Here is a 20,877-nt window from a genome sequence, read left to right as displayed (position 1 = left end):
AAGGAAAGACATTTTCTAACCTTGAACCTTTTTTTATTATCACAGAATCCGAAGGAAAACAATAAACCATTATGTGCTTAGGCCCAGGGAAAAATGGATTCTTACGAGGCATGACCCTTTTTTGGGCTGCCGTGCTGCTTGGCGGCTGCGGTGTCTGGAACAATCCCTATCCGGCCCAGGATCGGGGAGGCAATATCCTCTATTCGGCTTTTTCCGAACGCCCCAAGCATCTTGACCCGGTTCAGTCCTACAGCGAAAATGAATCCACTTTTACCGCCCAGATCTATGAACCTCCCCTGCAATACCATTATTTTAAACGGCCATACACCCTCATACCGGCCACGGCCCAGGAAGTCCCCCGGCCTCAATTTTTTGATGCCGCCGGACGTCCTCTGCCTGACGATGCCGAGGCCGGCCTGGTGGCTTACAGCCTGTATAAGATCAGTATCCGCCCGGGTATTCACTATCAACCGCATCCCGCCTTTGCCAGAGACCACCAGGGCCGTCTGCTCTTTCATAACCTCGATCCTGGTTTTATGGCCTCCATCCGCCGCCTTTCGGATTTTAAACAGCAGGGAACCCGCGAGCTTATCGCCGCGGATTATGTTTACCAGATCAAGCGCCTGGCTCACCCGAGACTGCATTCCCCGATCTTCGGTCTGATGATGGATTATATCGTCGGGCTCAAAGAATTCGCGGCGGTTCTGAGGAAAGCCGACCAGGAACTGGTCCATAACGGTCGCGGTGAAGTCTATTTGGACCTTAACCGGTTTCCCCTGGCCGGGGTCCAGGTCCTGGACCGGTATACTTACCAGGTGAAACTCAAAGGGAAGTACCCGCAGTTTATTTACTGGCTGGCCATGTCTTTTTTTGCACCGATACCGGAAGAAGTGGCCCGTTTCTATTCCCAACCCGGGATGGCGGAGAAAAATTTTTCTTTGGACTGGTACCCGGTAGGCACCGGACCTTATATGTTGACGGAGAACAATCCCAACCGTCAAATGGTGCTGGAGCGTAACCCCTTTTTTCATGGAGAGACCTATCCGGCCGAAGGAGAACTCGGGGACCGGGAGGCCGGGTTTTTTGCAGATGCCGGGAAACCCTTGCCTTTTATTGATAAGGTCGTCTTCAGCCTGGAAAAAGAGGGAATACCTTATTGGAACAAGTTTCTTCAGGGGTATTACGACGCTTCCGGAATCAGCTCCGATAGTTTCGATCAGGCCGTACAAACTACCAGTACCGGAGATATTGCCATCACAGAGGGCATGCGGCGGAAAGGTATCCGCCTCATGACTTCGGTGGCCCCCAGTGACATCTACATGGGGTTCAATATGCTGGACCCGGTGGTTGGCGGAAATTCGGAGCGGGCCCGCAAACTTCGCCAGGCCATTTCCATCGCAGTGGACTACGAAGAGTTCATCAGCATTTTTGCCAACGGCCGGGGTATTGCGGCTCAAGGTCCGATTCCTCCTGAAATCTTTGGTAACCGTTCCGGGAAGGAAGGAATCAACCCTTATATTTATGATTGGGCAAATGGCGGCGCTAAGCGAAAATCCCTTGAGGAAGCCCAAAAATTGCTGACAGAAGCCGGTTATCCCAATGGGGTTGAAACGGAAACCGGCAAGCCTTTGGTGCTCAACCTCGATGTCACAGCCCGGGGGCCGGATGACAAGGCGCGTCTCGACTGGATCCGCAAGCAGTTCCAAAAGCTTAACCTGCAATTAGTGATCCGGGCCACCGACTATAACCGTTTCCAGGACAAGATTAGAAAGGGTAATGCCCAGATCTTCAATTGGGGCTGGAATGCCGATTATCCCGACCCGGAAAATTTCCTCTTCCTTTTATATGGGCCCCAGGGGAAAGTAAAAACGGACGGGGAAAATGCGGCTAACTACGCCGATCCCGAGTATGACCGGTTGTTCGAAAAGATGAAAAACATGGAAAACGGGCCGAAGCGACAGGCCATTATCGACCGTATGGTAGAGATTGTCCGCCGCAACGCCCCCTGGCTTTGGGGGTTCCACCCCAAAGAGTATACCCTGGTCCATTCCTGGGTTTTCAATCCGAAACCGAACCAGATGGCACGTAATGGGCTGAAGTACCAGCGCATCGATGCCGGGCTTCGGGAACGGAAACGGGCCGAATGGAACCGCCCGGTGATCTGGCCGATATTTCTGATCCTGTCCCTCTTGGCCGCGAGCGCCTTGCCGGCCATTTTGTCCTTTCGACGCCGGGAGAATAGGAAGGCCATCTGATGTTGCATTACATTGTCCGTCGTATCCTTTATGCCATTCCGATCCTGATCGGGGTGAATGTCATTACTTTTACCCTGTTTTTCGTTGTCAATACCCCGGACGACATGGCCCGTATCCATCTCGGGGTCAAACGGGTAACCGCACAAGCCATTACGAAATGGAAACAGGAAAGGGGCTACGACCGGCCCCTTCTATTTAATCCTGCTGCCCAGGGTATCAATAAGGTGACCGCCACCATCTTTTTTGAAAAATCAGTCAAGTTATTCGCTTTCAAGTTCGGCCGTGCCGATGACGGCCGGGACATCGCCTACGAGATCAAAAACCGTATGGGCCCGAGCCTGGCCATAGCCCTGCCGGTGTTCCTCCTGGGTCTTATCTGTTATATTTCTTTTGCCCTGATAATGGCCTTCTTTCGCACCACCTATCTGGATCTATGGGGCGTGGTATTGTGCGTCGGGCTCATGTCCATTTCGAGCTTGTTTTATATCATCGGCGGTCAGTATTTGCTCAGTAAACTTTGGAACCTGGTGCCTATTTCGGGATACGGAACGGGATGGAACGCCGTCAAGTTCCTGATATTGCCCGTGCTGGTGGGAATGATCAGCGGAATCGGAGCCAGCGCCCGCTGGTACCGCACCATCTTTCTGGAAGAAATCGGTAAAGACTATGTGCGCACGGCCCGAGCCAAGGGTTTATCCGAGGGACGGGTACTGTTCAAACATGTCCTCCAGAATGCCTTGATCCCCATCCTTACCGGGGCGGTGGTGGTCATTCCGCTGCTTTTTATGGGCAGCCTGATCAGCGAGTCCTTTTTTGGCATACCGGGACTCGGCAGCTATACCATCGACGCTATCAACTCACAGGATTTTGCCGTGGTCAGGGCTATGGTTTTTCTGGGTTCGGTGCTCTACATCATCGGCCTCATCCTGACTGATATTGCCTACACCCTGGTGGATCCGCGGATCAGGCTGGAATGAAAAAATGATGATTCAAGAATCCAGAATTCAGGAGTCAGAATCCAGAATGAAAAGACAACCGTTAATAAATTTTAGAGATTTAACTGTCTGGCAGAAAGCCCAACCATTTGTTTTAGTAGTTTTCCGATACACTGAATTATTTCTCAGGAATGAAATATATGAATTGATATCACAGTTAAGAAGAGCCGCCATTTCCATCGTTGCGAATATGGTAAAGGGTTTCAATTCTGGCTCCTGGCTCCTGAATTCTGGATTCTAATGGAGATGCCCTTTAAACCGATCATACTCTGGACCGATGCCCTGATTTACCTGCTCCTGGCAGCCGGTCTCATCTTTGGCTGGGTGGTGCGGGGCCGCGAACACCTGCTGGCCCCTTGGAAACGGGTGGCCCAGAACCTGAATGCCATGGTGTCCATGGTCGTGTTGGGAGGGTTTCTGGTAGTCGGGCTGCTGGATTCGGTGCATTTTCGTCCGGCTATTGAAACCGGCCATAAAGGCGGGCGGTCCTATGCGGTTGAGGTCTTAAGTTTGCTGGATGTTATGGTCCAACCCCTGAGGAGACAGACTGAAAAAACCTACTCAGCCCCCTTCGCTACCCATCTTTATGCCCGGGAAACTATTGAGTTTCCCGATGGCCGTCAAGTGCGGACCTTCCCCCGTCTGCGTTATGGCGGGGCCCATCTCAATAACCCCGACCGGGATAAGACCGGTGACATCGCCTTGCGGGGCGGGGCCGGTGCGTTGCTGGCGGTTTTGCTCTGGGGGTTGCTCGGCGGTGTATTCTTGTGGCATCTTGCCCGGCGCCGCAGAATCCGTTTCGGCACCTGGGTACCTCTTGTCTTTCGAGGACAAAGCGAGGTTCCCTGGAACGCCTGCCTGCTGACACTACTGGGGCTCCTGCTCCTGGCGGCCCCTACCGCCTTGTTGTGTACCAGGTATCATGTTCTCGGGACCGATAAGGTCGGACAGGACGTGCTTTACCTGGCTTTGAAGAGCATCCGCACCGGTCTGGTGATCGGCACCCTGACCACACTGGTGATGCTGCCTTTTGCGGTCCTGTTGGGGATCATGGCCGGCTATTTCCGGGGCTGGATGGACGATCTGATCCAGTACGTCTATACCACGCTCAATTCCATACCTGCCGTGCTGCTGATTGCGGCGGCGGTGCTGATGACCCAGGTTTATATGGATACCCATCCCAACCTGTTTGAAACCGTCAGCGCCCGGGCCGATCTGCGTCTATTGTTCCTTTGCATTATCCTCGGGATTACCAGTTGGACGGGATTGTGCCGTCTGCTGCGCGGGGAGGCCCTGAAACTGCGGGAGATGGAATATATCCAGGCCGCCCAGGCCTTCGGCGTTTCCGACCTCCGGATCATCTTGCGCCATATTTTGCCGAACGTCATGCATATTGTTCTGATCGCCCTGGTCATGGATTTCTCCGGTCTGGTGTTGGCGGAGGCCGTACTGTCCTACGTAGGGGTGGGCGTTGATCCCTCGATGATCAGTTTCGGCACCATGATCAACAGTGCCCGCCTCGAAATGGCCCGGGAGCCCATGGTCTGGTGGTCGCTGGCCGCCGCCTTCGGCTTCATGTTTCTTCTGGTTTTGTGCGCCAATCTTTTTTCGGATGCGGTGCGGGACGCCTTTGATCCGCGGACGCAAACCCGGACGGTACAGCTTCAGATCCTTCAGACCGAAAAGTCAGGCGGCTCGAAAGAGGGAAATCCGTGAACAGGCCCTTGCTCGCAATCGATCATCTCAGATCCTGGATCGTTACGGCCGGCGGGATTGTGCGGGCCGTGGACGATCTGTCACTTGACATCAGACGCGGGGAGACCTTCGCTTTGTTAGGAGAATCGGGTTGCGGAAAATCCATGACGGCCCTTTCCATCATGCGCCTGTTGCCGGAGGCCGGCCGGATTGTCGGCGGCACTATCCGGCTTGACGGGTTCGATCTTTTGACCTTGCCGGAAACGGAGATGCGTACTATCCGGGGGAAACGGATCGGCATGATCTTCCAGGAACCGATGCTGAGTCTGAATCCGGTGATGACCATCGGGAATCAGGTGGCCGAAATGCTCCAGCAACACACGGCCCTACGGGGGGAGACGGCCGCCGGCCGGGTGAAGGAATTGCTCGAGGCCGTGGGCATCCCCGAGGCGACCCGGCGCAGTAAGGAATACCCCTTCCAGTTTTCCGGAGGCATGAAACAGCGGGTGATGATCGCCATGGCCCTGGCCTGTGACCCGGACCTCTTGATCGCCGATGAGCCCACCACCGCTCTGGATGTTACCACCCAGGCCCAGATCCTCGATTTGTTACAGGGGTTTCAAAAGAGGGCCGCCATGTCCATCCTGCTCATTACCCACGATCTGGGGGTGGTCTCGGAGATGGCCCACCGGGTGGCGGTGATGTATGCCGGGGAAATAGTGGAAAAGGCCGATCGCCAGCGCTTTTTTTCCGGCCCGGCCCACCCTTATTCCCAAAAGCTTTTTGCCTCTCTACCGGCCCGGACCAAGCGGGACCGGTCCCTGGCCGTGATCAGGGGGAATGTGCCCCCCCTGACCCGTGAGTTCAATGGGTGCCGTTATGCTGAACGGTGTGATTTCGCCTGGGATCGTTGCCGAAAGGAAGCCCCTTTGTGGTCCGAATGGTCCGAAGGGCAGGGGGTGCGCTGTCATCTGTATGAAAAAGGCACGAGGGATGAGGCGCGAGGCATGAGGCACGAGGCACGAGACGAGGGGGAGGAAAGAGGTGCGAGGGATGAGGCACAAGGCACGAGAGGGGAGCTGATTCCCGGACAGGATAATGGTTCGTTTATCCTGAAGGTCGCGGATTTAAAGATCCATTTCCCTATCCAAAAGGGGTTTTTGAAGCGAACCGTTGGACAGGTCAAGGCCGTAGACGGGGTATCCTTTTCGATCCCCCCAGGCAAAACTCTGGCCCTGGTCGGAGAATCCGGCTGTGGCAAGACCACGCTGGGTAAGGGCGTCCTTCGGCTCATTCCGGTGACCAGCGGCACTATCCTCTTTCAGGGGATCGATCTCAGGACCTTGAAACCGGCCGGGATGCGGCCCTTGCGTCGCGAGTTGCAGATTATCTTCCAGGACCCTTACGGGTCTCTCAATCCCCGCATGCGGATTATGGAAATCATCGAGGAGGGTATGGCGGCCCTGGGCATCGGCTCCGGAACCGAGGACCGGATGGCCCGCATAGGCCACCTTCTGGAAGAAGTCGGGTTGCCGGCCGGGATCCATTACCGCTATCCCCATGAATTTTCCGGAGGGCAGCGCCAGCGCATCGCTATCGCCAGGGCCCTTTCCGTAAATCCAAAGTTGATTGTCTGCGACGAACCCACCAGCGCCCTGGATATTTCTGTCCAGGCCCAAATCCTCAACCTGCTCAAGGAACTCCAGGACGGACACGGCCTCTCTTATCTCTTTATCACGCACAATATCTCCGTGGTTGAGTTTCTGGCCCACGAAGTGGCGGTTATGTACCTGGGCCGGATTGTCGAACAAGGGAAGGTTGACGAAGTCCTGGGCAATCCAAGGCATCCTTATACCCGGGCCCTCCTCTCGGCGGTGCCGGTAATCGATCGGGATACGAAACGGGAGGTAATCCGGCTTCAGGGAGACCTGCCTTCACCGGTCAACCCTCCGGCCGGCTGTCATTTTCATCCCCGTTGTACGGAAGCCGGGCCGAAATGCCGGACGGATTATCCAGCCCCAAACAGTTCCAGCCCCACCCATAGTGTTCATTGCCATCTGAATTCCGGCTCCTGACTCCTGGATTCCGGAATTTTAAATATCTTTGATTAGAACTTGTCCTCCCTATCCCTTGTTTCCTAATTTTATTGTCTTTAGGTAAGAGTTGTGTTTAAATAAGAAATAAGAGGTTGCATAAATTTTCGATTTTGTAGCAGTCAGCAGAATTCCTATTCATGAAAGGTGATCTATGGGAGTAACAAAAGTAACTGCGACGATTACCAATTTATCCAAGAATTTTCCTTCTTATGAATCTATCTTTCTGGTGGATACCGGGGCGATTGATAGCATGGCACCAGCCAGTGAGCTGATTAAGGCTGGTATCCAAGTGGAAGGAAAAGAGGTGTATGAATTGGCTAACGGCCAGCCCGTAGAATACCCCTATGGGTTTGCCAGGATTTCTTTTATGGGAGCGGAAACCGTGACTCAGGTCATATTCGGTCCTGAGGACTCTGAACCAATCCTCGGAGTTGTCGCTTTGGAAAATACGGGGATTGCTGTTGACCCCGTATCCATGAGCTTGAAAAGAATGACGGCTAAACCATTAAAATAAAACTCACCTTGTTGGAAGCCCTCTTCAGATAGTTCCCTCGGTCCGTTCGTCAAAATCGCTTGCTAAATAATCGTTTCTTCTATAAAATATTTAGTACTAAAATAGGATTCCAGGGTTCGAGGGGTTTTAAATTCCATGCCTTTCACTTGAACCCTTGGCCCCTGGACCCCTTGAATCCTTTTTCTTGCTTAGTGGTGACCCGATGGGTCATGAGTGTTTAATATATATGGACCTGTCCCAAAAAATTTATACCGTCTCCGAGCTGACTCAGGAGATCAAAGACCTGTTGGAGGAGGAGTTTCCTTTTCTGTGGCTGGAAGGGGAGATCTCCAATTTCCGGGTCCCCCCCAGCGGACATTATTATTTTACCCTGAAGGATGTCTCGACCCAGATTCGGGCGGTTTTTTTTAAGTCCGGTCAATCAGGAATATCCTTTAAGCCGGAAAATGGCCTGCAGGTCCTGTGCTTCGGCCGGCTGGGGGTCTATGCCGGGCGGGGGGAATATCAGATTATTATTGAAAGGATGGAATTAAAGGGCTGGGGAACCCTGCAACTGGCCTTCGAGAAGTTAAAAGAAAGGCTTTGGAAGGAGGGGTTGTTCGAGTTGGAGCGAAAGAAACCCTTACCCCTTCTGCCCAGGCGGGTGGCTATAGTTACATCCCCTACCGGCGCGGTTATTCAGGACTTTTTGAAGATTCTTTATCGCCGTTTCCGGAATATCCATGTTTCCATCTTTCCGGTCCTGGTCCAGGGGGAGACCGCTTCTTTTGAAATTGAGGAGGCCATAAAAAAGTTAAATCAATCCGACCTGGGCATAGAAGTCATCATCCTGGCCCGTGGGGGAGGGTCCATAGAGGATCTCTGGCCTTTCAATGAAGAACGGGTCGCCCGGGCCATCGCCGGTTCGGCCATCCCGGTCGTCTCGGCCATCGGCCATGAGGTTGATTTTACCATATCCGATTTTGTGGCCGATCTGCGGGCTTCAACCCCTTCGGCCGCGGCTGAATTACTGATCCAGCCCCAGAGGGAATGGGAATCCAAAATCGGAGATATTCAAGTCCGGTTGGTTCAACCCTTGCGGAGGAAGTTGGGGCTTTATGAAGAAAAGCTTTTCCATTTTCAGAAAAGGATCGGGGATCCCCGCCGCCGCTTGATCGACCTTACCCTCCGCCTGGATGATTACGGTACCCGGCTAAGACTGGCCCTTCGAGGGATTTTGGGAAAAAGACAGGATACCTTGACCTGGATCCAGGAAAAGTTATTGTTGAAGGCCCCGCGGGACAAGGTCCTGGCCGGACAAAACAGCCTGGAAATCCAAAGATTAAAATTAAGAGGTCTGATCAATAGAAAATTGGAACAATGGGAGATGGCCCTGGAGGCTCAGGGAAAAACCCTTCAGGCCTTGAGCCCCTGGGGGATACTGGATCGGGGCTATGCCCTGGTCCGGACCTTGCCGGATTTGGCTTTGCTCAAAAAGGTGGAGGAGGCCCCTCCCGGGAAACACATTCGAGTTTCCATTGCCCAGGGCGAATTGGATTGTCTGGTTGAGCGGACCAGGAAGAAGGAGGACAGGACCTTTGTCCAAAGAACGATTTGAAGATACCTTTAAAAAATTGGAAGGGATTGTCACTAAATTGGAATGCGGAGAGCTTTCCCTTGAAGAATCCATGAAATTGTTTGAAGAAGGGATGCGGTTGTCGCAACTCTGTTCTCAAAAACTGGTGGAGGTTCAAAAAAGAGTGGATCTCCTCCTTAAGGCCGAGGATGGAAGCCTGCAATCCCAATCTTTTTCCTTTGAAGAGGAGAAGGAATAAATTGAAGATTCCGCAGCCCCTGGAACTCAAGAAATTTCAGAAAATGGTCGATGAAGCCTTAATGACCTATTTTCCACAACCGGAGGCTTATGCCCATCAGGTTCGAAAGGCCATGGAGTACAGCTTACTGGCCGGAGGAAAAAGGCTGAGACCGATTTTGTGTCTGTCGGCCTGTAAGGCTGTGGGCGGACCAATGGTCAAAGCCCTTCCGGCTGCCTGTGCCCTGGAATATATTCATACCTATTCCCTGATTCATGATGACCTCCCGGCCCTGGACAACGATGACTATCGCCGTGGGCGATTGAGCTGCCATAAGAAATTCGGGGAAGCGACTGCCATATTGGCCGGGGACGCCTTATTGACCGAGGCCTTTTCCTTATTGACTCGAAAAGGGGTCATGAGGAAGGTCCCGGCAGCGATCAGGCTTGAGATTATTCAAGAGATCGCCCGGGCCGCCGGGATCCATGGTATGGTGGCCGGACAGGAAGTCGATCTTGAGGCCGAGAAAAAAAAGGTCTCTTCGTCCTGTTTACAATATATTCATGAGCATAAAACCGGGGCTTTGATAACCGCTTCCCTGGTTTGCGGGGGTCTGATCGGGGGAGGAACCGCCGGGGAAATCCGGGCCTTACGAAAATTCGGGGAAAAGATCGGCCTGGCCTTCCAGATCAAAGATGATTTGTTGAACGTGGAAGGGCAGGCCGCGCTCATGGGAAAAAAAACAGGGACGGATGAAAAAAAGGCCAAGGCCACTTATCCGGGACTTCTGGGGTTGGAACCATCCAGAGCCCTGGCCCGGCGGTTATTGGTGGAGGCCGAAGGAGCCCTCCGGATCTTCGGAGCGAAGGCCCTCCCTCTGTTGCAAATAGGAGGCTATGTCCTTTCCCGGGACAGGTAAATAAAAGACTGGTTGTTGCGGGTTGCCGGATACAGGTTTGCGGTTAAGACTACAGTGTATTTTTTTGAAAACCCTGGATTCCCGATAAAGACATTCGGGAATGACGGGGAAAGTGTCGCTGTGGTATTAAGAAATGAAAATTTTTTAACCCGTAACCCGTAACCCGTAACTCGATGGTATAGGAATTTCCTTTTTGGACTCAGATCGACGCAGATTGCCAAGATTTTGAATATAAAGATAAAGATATAGTTATCTGCGGGTATCGGCGAAAATCGGCGTCCTAATTTATAACCCGTAATACGCAATGGATTAAGTGATGGATCAAGAAATTAAAATAAAACTTAGCGAAAAACCCTTATCCCTTTTGGAAGGCATAATGGATCCAAAGGATCTTAAGAACCTTTCCCTGCCTCAACTGAAACAAGTGGCCGAAGAGGTCCGGCAACTGATCATCGAGACGGTTTCCAAAAATGGAGGCCATCTGGCCCCCAATCTGGGGGTTGTCGAATTAACCATTGCCCTGCACTATGTGTTTGAGAGTCCGAAAGACAAGATTATCTGGGACGTAGGCCACCAATCCTATACCCATAAGATCCTGACCGGCCGAAAGGCGCAATTTCCGACCCTGAGGACCTTTGGAGGATTGAGCGGGTTTCCCAAGCGACAGGAAAGTCCTCATGATATTTTTGATACCGGCCATAGCGGAACCTCCATTTCAGCCGGGCTGGGGATAACCGTGGCCAACGAATTAAAAAAAGAGCAGTCCAAGGTAATAGCCGTTATCGGAGACGGCTCCATGACCGCCGGCGAGGCCTTCGAAGGCTTAAACCAGGCCGGGCACCTGAACAAAGATCTTATCGTCGTCTTGAATGATAATGAGATGTCCATCTCCCAGAATGTGGGGGCCTTGTCTTCTTTCTTGAGTAAACGATTAACCGGAAGGGGTTTTGTCCAATTCAAAAGAGAGATGGAATCGTTTTTTAAATCCATTCCGGGCATCGGCGAAAATTTACTTCAATGGGCCAAAAAAAGCGAAGATTCCTTTACCGGTTTTTTTACACCGGGAATGCTTTTCGCTGCTTTACATTTCGACTATCTCGGGCCGGTAAAAGGCCATCGGCTGGAGGATTTGATCGCTACCTTTGAAAACATCCGCCATATCCAGGCCCCGGTTCTGGTCCATGTGCTGACTACTAAAGGCAAGGGCTATGGGCCGGCTGAAAAAAACCCGGCCTATTATCATGGGGTGGGTCCTTTTGATCCGGAGGCCGAAGTTCCCTGCCCTCAGAAACCTTCCGGTGCCCCCACCTATACCGAGGTTTTTGGAAAAACCATCGTGGCCCTGGCGGAAAAGGATATCAGGATCCTCGCCATCACCGCCGCCATGCCGGAAGGGACCGGATTGGACCGCTTTGCCAGGCGTTTTCCACAACGTTTTTTTGATTGCGGCATAGCCGAACAGCATGCCGTCACCTTTGCCGCCGGACTGGCCCTGGAGGGATTGAAGCCGGTGGTGGCCATTTATTCCACCTTTATTCAGAGGGCCTTTGATCAGGTGCTTCACGATATCTGTCTGCCCAATATACCGGTGATTTTTGCTTTAGATCGGGCCGGGATAGTCGGCGAAGACGGACCTACCCATCAAGGTCTCTTTGATCTCTCTTTTCTCCGACCTCTGCCCAACCTGATTATCATGGCCCCCAAGGATGAACGGGAATTGCGGGACATGCTCTATTCGGCTGTGCATTACAACCGGCCGGTGGCCATCCGATATCCCCGGGGGGCCGGGGTGGGGGTTTCCCTGGGAGGGGACGCTCAACCTATTCCATTAGGGCAATGGGAGACCCTTAAAGAGGGAACGGATGTGGCCGTCCTGGCTTTGGGTAATACGGTTTATCCGGCCCTGGAGGCCGGGGAGCGCCTGACCTGTAAGGGAAAATCGGCTGCGGTGGTCAACGCCCGGTTTTTAAAACCCTTAGACGAAAGGCTGTTGGCCCAAGTGGCCCAAAGATTTTCCCTGGTGGTTACCGTTGAAGAAAACATGACCCGGGGAGGGCTCGGCAGTGCGGTAATGGAAAAATTGCATGAGTTGCGTGCCGGGGGAATCCGGGTTCGTTCTCTGGGTATCCCAGACCGTTTTGTGGAACACGGTCCCTCTGAGAAAATACGCAGTCTCTATGGCCTTGATGCCGAAGGGATTTTGAGGGTCTTGATGGAGGAATTGGATGTCCCCCAAAACGCCTAAGGTTCGATTGGACCGGCTCCTGGTGGAAAAAGGAATGGCTTCCTCCCAGGAAAAAGCCAGGGCCTTGATCTATTCGGGGCTGGTTCGTATTAATCAGGTGCCGGCCCTTAAACCGGGGAAATCGGTGGATCCCGGATCACCGATTGAACTCAAACAGACCGAGCATCCTTATGTGGGCCGGGGCGGGGTTAAATTAGAAGGGGCCTTGAAGGCTTTTCAGGTCCAGGTTAAGGATAAGGTCGCTTTGGATATCGGGGCTTCCACCGGCGGATTCAGCCATTGTCTGCTTTTGGGGGGAATAAAACGCGTCTATGCCGTTGATGTGGGTTATGGTCAATTAGCCTGGGAGATTCGACAGGATCCCCGGGTTAAGGTTATGGAAAGAAAAAATGCGCGTTTTCTGTCCCGGTCGGAGATCGGGGAGCAGATCGATTTAATCGTGGTCGACACCTCTTTTATTTCATTGAAATTGATCATTCCGCCCCTTTTACCTATTTTAAAGGATTACGGGGAAATTGTCGCCTTGATTAAACCCCAGTTTGAGGTGGGCAAAGGAAAGGTCGGCAAAGGGGGGGTAGTCCGAAATGAGGAGGACCAGAAGACCGTGATCGAAGATTTGAGTCAGTATTTCAGGGAAAAGGGGTTGTCGGTTTCAGGAACCGTAGAATCCCCGATTCAAGGGGCCAAGGGCAACCGGGAATATTTTATTTATATGCAGAAAGGGGTCGAAGGGGTTGTCTTTTAAGGATTTCCCTTCCGGTGAGAGCCTTCTTGACTGAGCAAGAAGGCTCATGGCACCAGGGGATTTCAGGGTTCAATGGCTGATCCCTATCGGGTACTGCGTTTGGAGGCCTTCAGCGGATTGACCTTGGCAGCGGTCTGGACCGGGGCTTTTTTAATATGAGTGGCTAAATTGCAGTTCCCCAATTTCCATTTTTGGGAAGGATCGGGATAAGAAAGGCAATATTTCCCACTACTGAACTCTTTGTTTCGGTCACAGCCGTCACATTGTTCGATTGCAGGATAACAAGATCCTCCGTTAAACGAACAACCCTTGGCGCTCATGAAGGTACATGCGGTTCCGGCTTTTACGGTTGAACAAACCATGATAATCACCCCCTTTTCTAAAATTCTATAAAATATAATTTTTATTTATTATTTGTCAACTATTATTTTCATAAAATTGAAAAATTATTAATTAACACCCCATGTTTAAAAACAAACGTATCGGCGAATTACTCCTTCGGGAACAAAAAATTACCGCCAAACAGTTGGAAGAAGTCCTGGCTGAACAAAAACGGCTTGGCGGCCGGCCCAAAATCGGAACCCTTTTGGTTCAGAAGGGCTTTATTGATGAAAAAACCTTACTGGCTTTTTTATCCAAGCAATTCGGTTTGCCGATTATCGATCTGTCCCGTCTGGAGTTTAAACCGACCTGGATCAGCCTGATCCCGGACAATATTGCCAGGAAATATGAAATCATTCCTATCGGCAAAGAGGGCGCTACCCTCAAGATGGCCATTTCCGATCCTTCCAATATCTTTGCCTTGGATGATTTAAAATTTTTAACCGGGAGCAACATCCAGCTTTTTCTGTCCTCCGAAAAAAACCTTAAGGAAGCCATCGATAAATATTACAGTCTGACCTCGACCCTGACCGAAGCCCTGGAAGATATCAAAGGGTTGGAAGTGGATTATATCCAGCCGGATGAAGAAATGGATGAGGTCAATTTAGAGATTGCCGCCAAAGAGGCCCCGGTAGTCAAACTGGCCAATCTTTTGCTCATCGATGCCATCAAAAGGGGGGCCAGCGATATCCATTTCGAAACCTATGACCGGGCCTTCCGGGTTCGCTATCGGATTGACGGTGTCCTCTATGAAATCATGAATCCTCCGGTTAAACTAAAGAACGCCTTGGTTTCCCGGTTAAAAATTATGTCGAATCTCAACATTGCCGAAAGAAGGCTTCCCCAGGACGGTCGCCTGAAATTACGCTTTGGAGACGGCAATGAAATGGATTTTCGGGTTTCCGTTTTGCCGACCCTATTCGGGGAGAAGGTGGTTTTGCGTCTCCTGGACAAATCAACCCTGCAGGTGGATTTGAGATTACTTGGGTTTGAAAAAGAGGCCTTAACCAAGTATAATGAAGCCATCTACAAACCTTATGGCATGATCCTGGTAACCGGGCCGACCGGCAGCGGGAAAACAACGACCCTCTACTCTACTCTCAGCGAATTAAATAAGCCCACCCAAAATATTTCGACCGTGGAGGATCCCGTTGAATTGAATATTTACGGGATTAATCAGGTTCAGGTGCATGAAGATATCGGGCTGTCTTTTACCAATGTCCTGCGCTCTTTTCTCCGACAAGATCCCGATATCATTATGGTGGGAGAGATCCGGGACAAGGACACGGCCGAAATTTCCATTAAAGCAGCCCTAACGGGCCATCTGGTTCTGAGTACCCTCCATACCAACGACGCCCCTAATACCGTTACCCGATTGTTGGATATGGGTGTTGAGCCTTTTCTGGTCGCTTCATCCATTAATCTGGTAGTGGCCCAGCGGCTGATTCGAAAATTATGTTTGATCTGCAAGAAAAAGATTGAAAAATCAACGGATCTCTTAAAGGAGTTCCATTTAGATCCAGCCAGTCATTCCTTATGGGAAGCCGTCGGCTGCCCAGCCTGTAATTTTACAGGGTTTAAGGGCCGAATTGCGATTTATGAGGTTTTGCCTTTTTTTGAACAACTCAAAGAATTAATCTTTGAAAGGGCCTCGGCGGCTGAAATAAAAAAAGCGGCCCGGGAGCAGGGCATGAAAACCCTGCGTGAAAGCGGCCTGACAAAGGTATTGGAAGGAGTCACCACCCTGGAAGAAGTCATTAAAGTGACGGATAAAGACTAACCAAGGATTCGATTATGCCGACTTATACCTGGCAAGGAAAAACAAAACAAGGGGAGTTGAAAAAAGGGGAATTGGTGGCCGATAATGTAGTCGTCGCCCGCCTTCAGCTTCGCAAACTCGACATCCGCCCCATCCGTATTCAGGAGAAACGGGAAAAACCCGCTCGTAAGTTTGCCCTTCGGAAAAAGATTCCCAAGAAATCGATCGTGGTCTTTACGCGCCAGTTCTCCACGATGATCAATGCCGGACTCCCCCTGGTTCAATGCTTAACCATTTTGGGCAATCAACAGGAAAACGCCGCTTTTTCCAATGTCATAGCCAAGATTAAAGGGGACGTAGAAAGCGGCCAATCCCTGGCCGAGGCCCTTAAAAAGCATCCTAAGGTTTTTGATGACCTTTATGTCAATCTGGTGGAAGCCGGAGAGGCCGGCGGCATCCTGGATGTCATTTTAAATCGACTTTCCAGCTATATCGAAAAGACAGAAAAACTGAAAAAAAAAGTCAAAGGCGCCATGGTCTATCCGGCTGTTGTTACCGGGGTCTCAATAGTCGTAACGGCGATTATTTTACTTTTTGTCATTCCTGTCTTTGAAAAGATGTTTTCGGAGGTCGGTCAAGCCCTTCCGGTCCCGACCCAATTTGTAATCGGACTCAGCCGGTTTGTCAGCAGCAATTTGATTTTTATTGCCCTCGGGATAGGGGGCTTGATTTTTCTGCTACGTTCTGTTTACCGGACTGATAAAGGCAAGTATCTGATCGATGATCTCCTGTTGAAACTGCCCATTTTCGGGATGTTGTTCCGGAAAGTGGCCGTGGCCAAGTTTACCCGGACCTTTGGAACCATGGTCAGCAGCGGGGTGCCTATTTTGGAAGCCATGGACATTGTGGCTAAATCTGCCGGAAATAAGGTGGTGGAAAAAGCTATTTATAAAGCCCGGGGAAGCATCGCCGAAGGGAAAACGATTTCAGAACCTTTAGAGGAAAGTAAGGTATTCCCTCCCATGGTAACCCAAATGATCGGGGTGGGTGAGGCCTCCGGAGAGCTGGACACCATGCTGAACAAAATTGCCGATTTTTATGATGACGACGTAGATGCCGCCGTCAATACCCTGACTTCGATGATGGAACCCATTATGATGGTCGTTCTGGGTGGAATTGTCGGCGGATTGGTAATTGCCATGTATCTGCCTATCTTTAAGATGGGTGAAGCCATTACCGGATAAGGGATTGGTAGGGACCGGATTACGGTTTTTATGCCGGGAAAAGGACGTAACAGGGTGAAAAAACCGATCATTTTTGATCGCCGGAAAATAGAAGAAGGCATTTCTTCAAGACCCTGGTTTTATAATGAAAAAGATTTTTTGCGGAAAACGCAATGGCTTATTTTATGGCGGCTGGTATTTATTTCTTTTTTTCTTTTGCTGACGGTGATCCTTCAGGAGAAAGGAGGCCTTTTCCCTTTTTCCTTTTCCCGGCTATACTTCTTAATCGCCCTCCAATATTTTTTTTCTATCTTCTATATCCTTTTTCTTTTATGGGAGTCTGCCGTCTTAGGGGTAGCTGTTTTTCAGTTACTGCTTGATGGGCTCTTCGTAACCGCAGTGGTCTATCTTACCGGTGGGATAGAAAGCTTTTTCCCCTACCTCTATTTTTTAATCATTTTGGCCGGAGGAACCCTCTTTTACCGATTGGGTGGAATATTGACGGCCTTTGGTATGACGGTTTTGTATGGAGGGCTCCTTTTTCTTCAAGGGTTGGGGAAAATCCCTTTATTGTACGGACGGGCGGTTCAACTGATCCCCTATTCAAAAAACTATTTTTTGTATCAGGTAGTCATGCACGGGGTGGGATTTTTTTTTATCGGTTATCTGAGCAGTGTTTTCACCGAACAGGCCGGAAAACAACGGGGGCAGATTGAGATACAGAAAAAAAATATCGATCAATTGGAGGAATTGAACCGGGTCGTGATCCAGAACATTGATATCGGCTTGATTACTTTAGACGATGAAGATAAAATTAAGAGTATTAATCCGGCCGGGGAGAAAATCCTGGGCCGGCTCTCTGGTGAATTAATAGACCTGCCCCTGAGGGATCTTTTTCCCGATTTGAAAAAAGGCCCTGATCCGAAAGCCTCTGACCCGGGGAATCGGCTGGAAACCTCCTACCAAAATCCAGAAGGCGCACTGGTAACATTAGGGTTTTCCTTTACCTCGATAAAAGGTGACCAACAACCTCACGGGATAGGGAAAATCTTATCCTTTAAAGATATCTCCCGGATCAAAACCATGGAAGACCACCTGCGGAAAGTGGATCGCCTGGCTTTGATGGGAAAAATGGCTGCCGGGATCGCTCACGAAATTAGAAATCCCCTGGCTTCCATCAGCGGCTCCATCCAGGTTTTGAAAGATGATTTTAAGGAGGAAAGGACCGGGGACCGCCTTTTGAAAATCATTTCGCGCGAAGTAACCAAACTGGATTCATTGGTGAATAATTTTTTAACTTTTGCTAAACCGGTTCAGGATATCGAATCCCCGCTTAATATATCTGATTTTATCCGCGAGACGGTTGAATTGATAAAAAGGAATCCCGGGATCCCTCCTGACCTGGTTTGGAAATGGGATATCGAACCCGATCTCAAGGTCCGTATTTCAACCGGAGAATTGTCCCAAATTTTATGGAATCTTTTGACTAATGCCTTGCAAGCGGTTCCTTCCTCCGGTGAGATCTTTATCGGGGCACGGCTCTATCAGGCCGGATCTCAGGAGGATGGGATAGAAATCAAAATCAGAGACAATGGATCGGGCATTCCCGAGAAGGATCAGCCTAAGATTTTTGAACCTTTTTTTACCACAAAAGACCAAGGAACCGGACTGGGATTAAGTATCGTACAAAAAATTATTTCCGACCGCGGGGGACAGATTCGGATGGAAAGTTTTCCGGGGCAAGGTGCTGAATTTGTCATTCTATTTCCCCAATTCAAAGATAGGACATTGACAACGGATGGTGATTTAGGTTAAAAAATTGACATTGGTTGATATGAACGAATTTTTTTAATAAAAGAGAAGCACCCTCATGATCAGTATCATAGATTATAAAGCAGGCAATTTGACCAGTGTGGAGCGGGCCTTAAAAATGTTGTCCATACCCTGTCGGATCACGCATGATCCGGAATTAATTCTGGAAGCGGATCGGGTTATCTTCCCCGGGGTCGGTGCCGCCGGCGAGGCCATGAAAGCCCTGCGGGGGGATGGCCTGGATGAAGCCGTCAGGGCCTATTTTAAATCCGGACGCCCTATCCTGGGAATTTGTCTGGGTACCCAGGTCATCCTGGATTTCAGTCAGGAAAATCAAACCTCCTGTCTCGGTATCCTTCCCGGAGAAGTGGTTCGGTTTCCCAATCCGCACCGGGATGAGAAGGGAAGGATTTTAAAAATTCCCCACATGGGCTGGAATCGGGTGGAATGGGTTCGTCAACACCCTCTTATTCGAACCATCCCACCCCAGAGTAACTTTTATTTTGTCCATTCCTATTATCCGGTTCCCCGGGAAGAAAGCCATATTCTGGGCCGGACCGATTATGGTTTTCTTTTCCCTTCGGCCCTGGCCTACAGGAATCTGGTAGCCCTCCAATTCCACCCTGAAAAGAGCGGGCCTCCGGGGCTGGCCCTGTTAAAGGCCTTTTCAGAATGGGAGGGGCGTGATGCTGACTAAAAGAATTATTCCCTGTCTGGATGTACGGGACGGGAAAACCACCAAAGGTATTCGTTTCAAAAATAATATCGATATCGGGGACCCTGTCGATATGGCCCGTTTTTATTATGAAGAAGGGGCGGATGAACTGGTTTTTTACGATATAACCGCCTCGGCGGAGAAAAGGGCCATCATGATTGAGGTGGTTCAAAAAGTGGCTGAAGAAATCTTTATCCCCTTTTCGGTTGGAGGAGGAATTGCCAGTCTGGAAGATATGCGGCAGGTTTTGTTGGCCGGGGCGGAAAAGGTCAGCATCAATTCCGCGGCCATAAAAAACCCTTCGTTGATTCAAGAAGGGGCTTTATCCTTCGGTGGGCAATGCATCGTTTTGGGCATGGATGTAAAGAAAGTTCCTCTTTCCCAGGCTATTCCATCCGGATATGAAATGGTTATCCATGGAGGCCGGACCTTTACCGGGATTGATGCCCTGTGGTGGGCCAGAGAAGCCGAGCGTCTGGGGGCCGGTGAAATTTGTTTGAATTCCATTGATGCCGATGGAACTCAGACAGGATACGAAATGGGGCTGACGCCAATGATTTCCGAGGCCGTTTCCATACCGGTCATTGCCTCCGGTGGGGCCGGTCTTCCGGATCATCTTTTTCAGGTCCTTAGCCAAGGGAAAGCGGATGCCGCGCTGATTGCTTCCATGACCCATTATGGGACATTTACCATCCGGCAAATTAAGGATTATTTGCAAGAACGGGGAATTCCGGTCCGGTATCTGTGGTAGATTGATAGTATAGGAAATTCCTTTTTAGACGCAGGTCGACGCAGATTGCCAAGATTTTGAATATAAAGAATAGTTATCTGCGGGTATCGGCGAAAATCCGCGTCCCAATTTAAGAAGCCTGTGGGTGAGGAGATATTCGGGATGTTCAGTCCTCAAAAATTTTTTGATTTAACAGATTGGGAACACCAGGAACTTTTCGATGGTGTCGAACAGGTCTGGAACGTCTTACCAAAGATAAAACCCTATTTGCGGTCCAAGATAGAATCCAATCTGGGTGGGATACTTTCCGATGGGCCGTTTTTGACCAGGATGGTTGTTTTATGGCAGGGTCAGGTTTTTGAAAAGGGGTTCTCGCTGATTCCCGGCGATGCCACCAAAGGGGAATGTAAAGTGATTTGTGATAATCAGGAGCTGGAGGGCGCTATCATCCTTTTCGGAGGAGTCACCCTGGTAGGAAGAGATATTCATATCGGTCCGGGGTCGGTGGTGGAAACCGGGGCCTATATTCAAGGTCCGGCCTTTATCGGACGGCAAACCGAGGTGCGCCAAGGGGCTTATATGCGTGGGGGGTGTCTGGTGGGGGATCGCTGTGTCGTGGGCCATGTGACCGAAATGAAAAATTCGGTTATGCTGAACGATGCCAAGGCCGGTCATTTCGCCTATATCGGCGACAGTATTTTAGGCAACCATTGCAATCTGGGAGCGGGAACCAAGCTGGCCAATCTTAAAATGGTCAAAAATACCATCAAGGTAAAAGGCGCTGACAAAATGGTCGATACCGGACTCAGAAAATTCGGGGTCATTATGGGGGACGGAACGGAAACCGGATGCAATTCCGTTACCAATCCCGGGACCCTGTTGGGACCGAAATGCATCGTCGGGCCAAATGCCACCGTTAAGGCCGGTTATTATCCCCCCAAATCGATAATTCGTTAAGGCGATCCCGGATTTCCGGTTACTGGTATAGGAGTTTAAATTT

18 protein-coding genes are annotated in these 20,877 nt (G+C 50.6%); 17 read left to right on the top strand and 1 reads right to left on the bottom strand.

Annotated features, from left to right (window positions below; genetic code table 11):
• The first annotated feature begins 110 nt into the window (after positions 1-110).
• The 11 genes from HY879_16255 (at position 111) to HY879_16205 (ending at position 13,257) form a co-directional block, all read left to right on the top strand.
• A complete protein-coding gene (locus HY879_16255) occupies positions 111-2,255 on the top strand; it encodes an ABC transporter substrate-binding protein (GenBank protein MBI5604892.1) in 2,145 nt (714 codons plus the stop codon).
• Positions 2,255-3,232 carry an ABC transporter permease gene (locus HY879_16250; GenBank protein ID MBI5604891.1) on the top strand — a complete coding sequence of 326 codons (978 nt, stop codon included), beginning with the start codon at positions 2,255-2,257 and terminating at the stop codon, positions 3,230-3,232. Before HY879_16255 ends, HY879_16250 begins: the two co-directional genes overlap by 1 nt.
• A gap of 46 nt (positions 3,233-3,278) precedes the next feature.
• Positions 3,279-3,491: a four helix bundle protein gene (locus HY879_16245; protein ID MBI5604890.1), complete on the top strand. Its 213-nt coding sequence runs from the start codon at positions 3,279-3,281 to the stop codon at positions 3,489-3,491.
• A 5-nt stretch (positions 3,492-3,496) separates the two neighbouring features.
• Positions 3,497-4,966 (top strand): ABC transporter permease, encoded by a 1,470-nt coding sequence (locus tag HY879_16240; protein MBI5604889.1) that lies wholly within the window; start codon positions 3,497-3,499, stop codon positions 4,964-4,966.
• Entirely contained in the window at positions 4,963-7,020 is a 2,058-nt protein-coding gene (locus HY879_16235; protein MBI5604888.1) for a dipeptide ABC transporter ATP-binding protein, read from the top strand. The genes HY879_16240 and HY879_16235 overlap by 4 nt, the downstream gene beginning before the upstream one ends.
• A 172-nt stretch (positions 7,021-7,192) precedes the next feature.
• Entirely contained in the window at positions 7,193-7,555 is a 363-nt protein-coding gene (locus HY879_16230) for a clan AA aspartic protease (protein ID MBI5604887.1), read from the top strand.
• A gap of 226 nt (positions 7,556-7,781) precedes the next feature.
• Entirely contained in the window at positions 7,782-9,152 is a 1,371-nt protein-coding gene (gene xseA / locus HY879_16225) for an exodeoxyribonuclease VII large subunit (protein MBI5604886.1), read from the top strand.
• Positions 9,133-9,369 carry an exodeoxyribonuclease VII small subunit gene (gene xseB / locus HY879_16220; GenBank protein ID MBI5604885.1) on the top strand — a complete coding sequence of 79 codons (237 nt, stop codon included), beginning with the start codon at positions 9,133-9,135 and terminating at the stop codon, positions 9,367-9,369. Before xseA ends, xseB begins: the two co-directional genes overlap by 20 nt.
• Positions 9,370-9,388: 19 nt before the next feature.
• On the top strand, positions 9,389-10,267 hold the full coding sequence (locus HY879_16215) for a polyprenyl synthetase family protein (GenBank protein MBI5604884.1): 879 nt from the start codon (positions 9,389-9,391) through the stop codon (positions 10,265-10,267).
• Between the two features lie 316 nt (positions 10,268-10,583).
• On the top strand, positions 10,584-12,512 hold the full coding sequence (locus HY879_16210; GenBank protein MBI5604883.1) for a 1-deoxy-D-xylulose-5-phosphate synthase: 1,929 nt from the start codon (positions 10,584-10,586) through the stop codon (positions 12,510-12,512).
• On the top strand, positions 12,493-13,257 hold the full coding sequence (locus HY879_16205) for a TlyA family RNA methyltransferase (protein MBI5604882.1): 765 nt from the start codon (positions 12,493-12,495) through the stop codon (positions 13,255-13,257). Before HY879_16210 ends, HY879_16205 begins: the two co-directional genes overlap by 20 nt.
• 83 nt (positions 13,258-13,340) lie before the next feature.
• Here the strand turns inward: HY879_16205 and HY879_16200 are convergent, their stop codons facing one another.
• Positions 13,341-13,619 (bottom strand): hypothetical protein, encoded by a 279-nt coding sequence (locus tag HY879_16200; GenBank protein ID MBI5604881.1) that lies wholly within the window; start codon positions 13,617-13,619, stop codon positions 13,341-13,343.
• A gap of 101 nt (positions 13,620-13,720) precedes the next feature.
• Between HY879_16200 and pilB the strand changes: the two genes are divergently transcribed.
• The 6 genes from pilB (at position 13,721) to HY879_16170 (ending at position 20,834) form a co-directional block, all read left to right on the top strand.
• Positions 13,721-15,418: a type IV-A pilus assembly ATPase PilB gene (gene pilB / locus HY879_16195; GenBank protein MBI5604880.1), complete on the top strand. Its 1,698-nt coding sequence runs from the start codon at positions 13,721-13,723 to the stop codon at positions 15,416-15,418.
• A 14-nt stretch (positions 15,419-15,432) separates the two neighbouring features.
• Positions 15,433-16,641 carry a type II secretion system F family protein gene (locus HY879_16190; GenBank protein MBI5604879.1) on the top strand — a complete coding sequence of 403 codons (1,209 nt, stop codon included), beginning with the start codon at positions 15,433-15,435 and terminating at the stop codon, positions 16,639-16,641.
• A 54-nt stretch (positions 16,642-16,695) separates the two neighbouring features.
• Positions 16,696-18,435 (top strand): hypothetical protein, encoded by a 1,740-nt coding sequence (locus tag HY879_16185; protein MBI5604878.1) that lies wholly within the window; start codon positions 16,696-16,698, stop codon positions 18,433-18,435.
• 55 nt (positions 18,436-18,490) lie between these two features.
• On the top strand, positions 18,491-19,129 hold the full coding sequence (gene hisH / locus HY879_16180) for an imidazole glycerol phosphate synthase subunit HisH (protein MBI5604877.1): 639 nt from the start codon (positions 18,491-18,493) through the stop codon (positions 19,127-19,129).
• Positions 19,119-19,898, top strand: coding sequence for an imidazole glycerol phosphate synthase subunit HisF (gene hisF, locus HY879_16175; GenBank protein MBI5604876.1), 780 nt, complete (start codon positions 19,119-19,121; stop codon positions 19,896-19,898). Before hisH ends, hisF begins: the two co-directional genes overlap by 11 nt.
• A gap of 141 nt (positions 19,899-20,039) precedes the next feature.
• Complete coding sequence (locus HY879_16170) at positions 20,040-20,834, top strand: glucose-1-phosphate thymidylyltransferase (GenBank protein ID MBI5604875.1); 795 nt, start codon at positions 20,040-20,042, stop codon at positions 20,832-20,834.
• The last annotated feature ends 43 nt before the right edge of the window (positions 20,835-20,877 follow it).

Source organism: Deltaproteobacteria bacterium (genome assembly GCA_016219225.1).
Taxonomy (GTDB): Bacteria; Desulfobacterota; RBG-13-43-22; order RBG-13-43-22; family RBG-13-43-22; genus RBG-13-43-22.
This window is presented reverse-complemented; position numbering and strand designations above follow the sequence as displayed.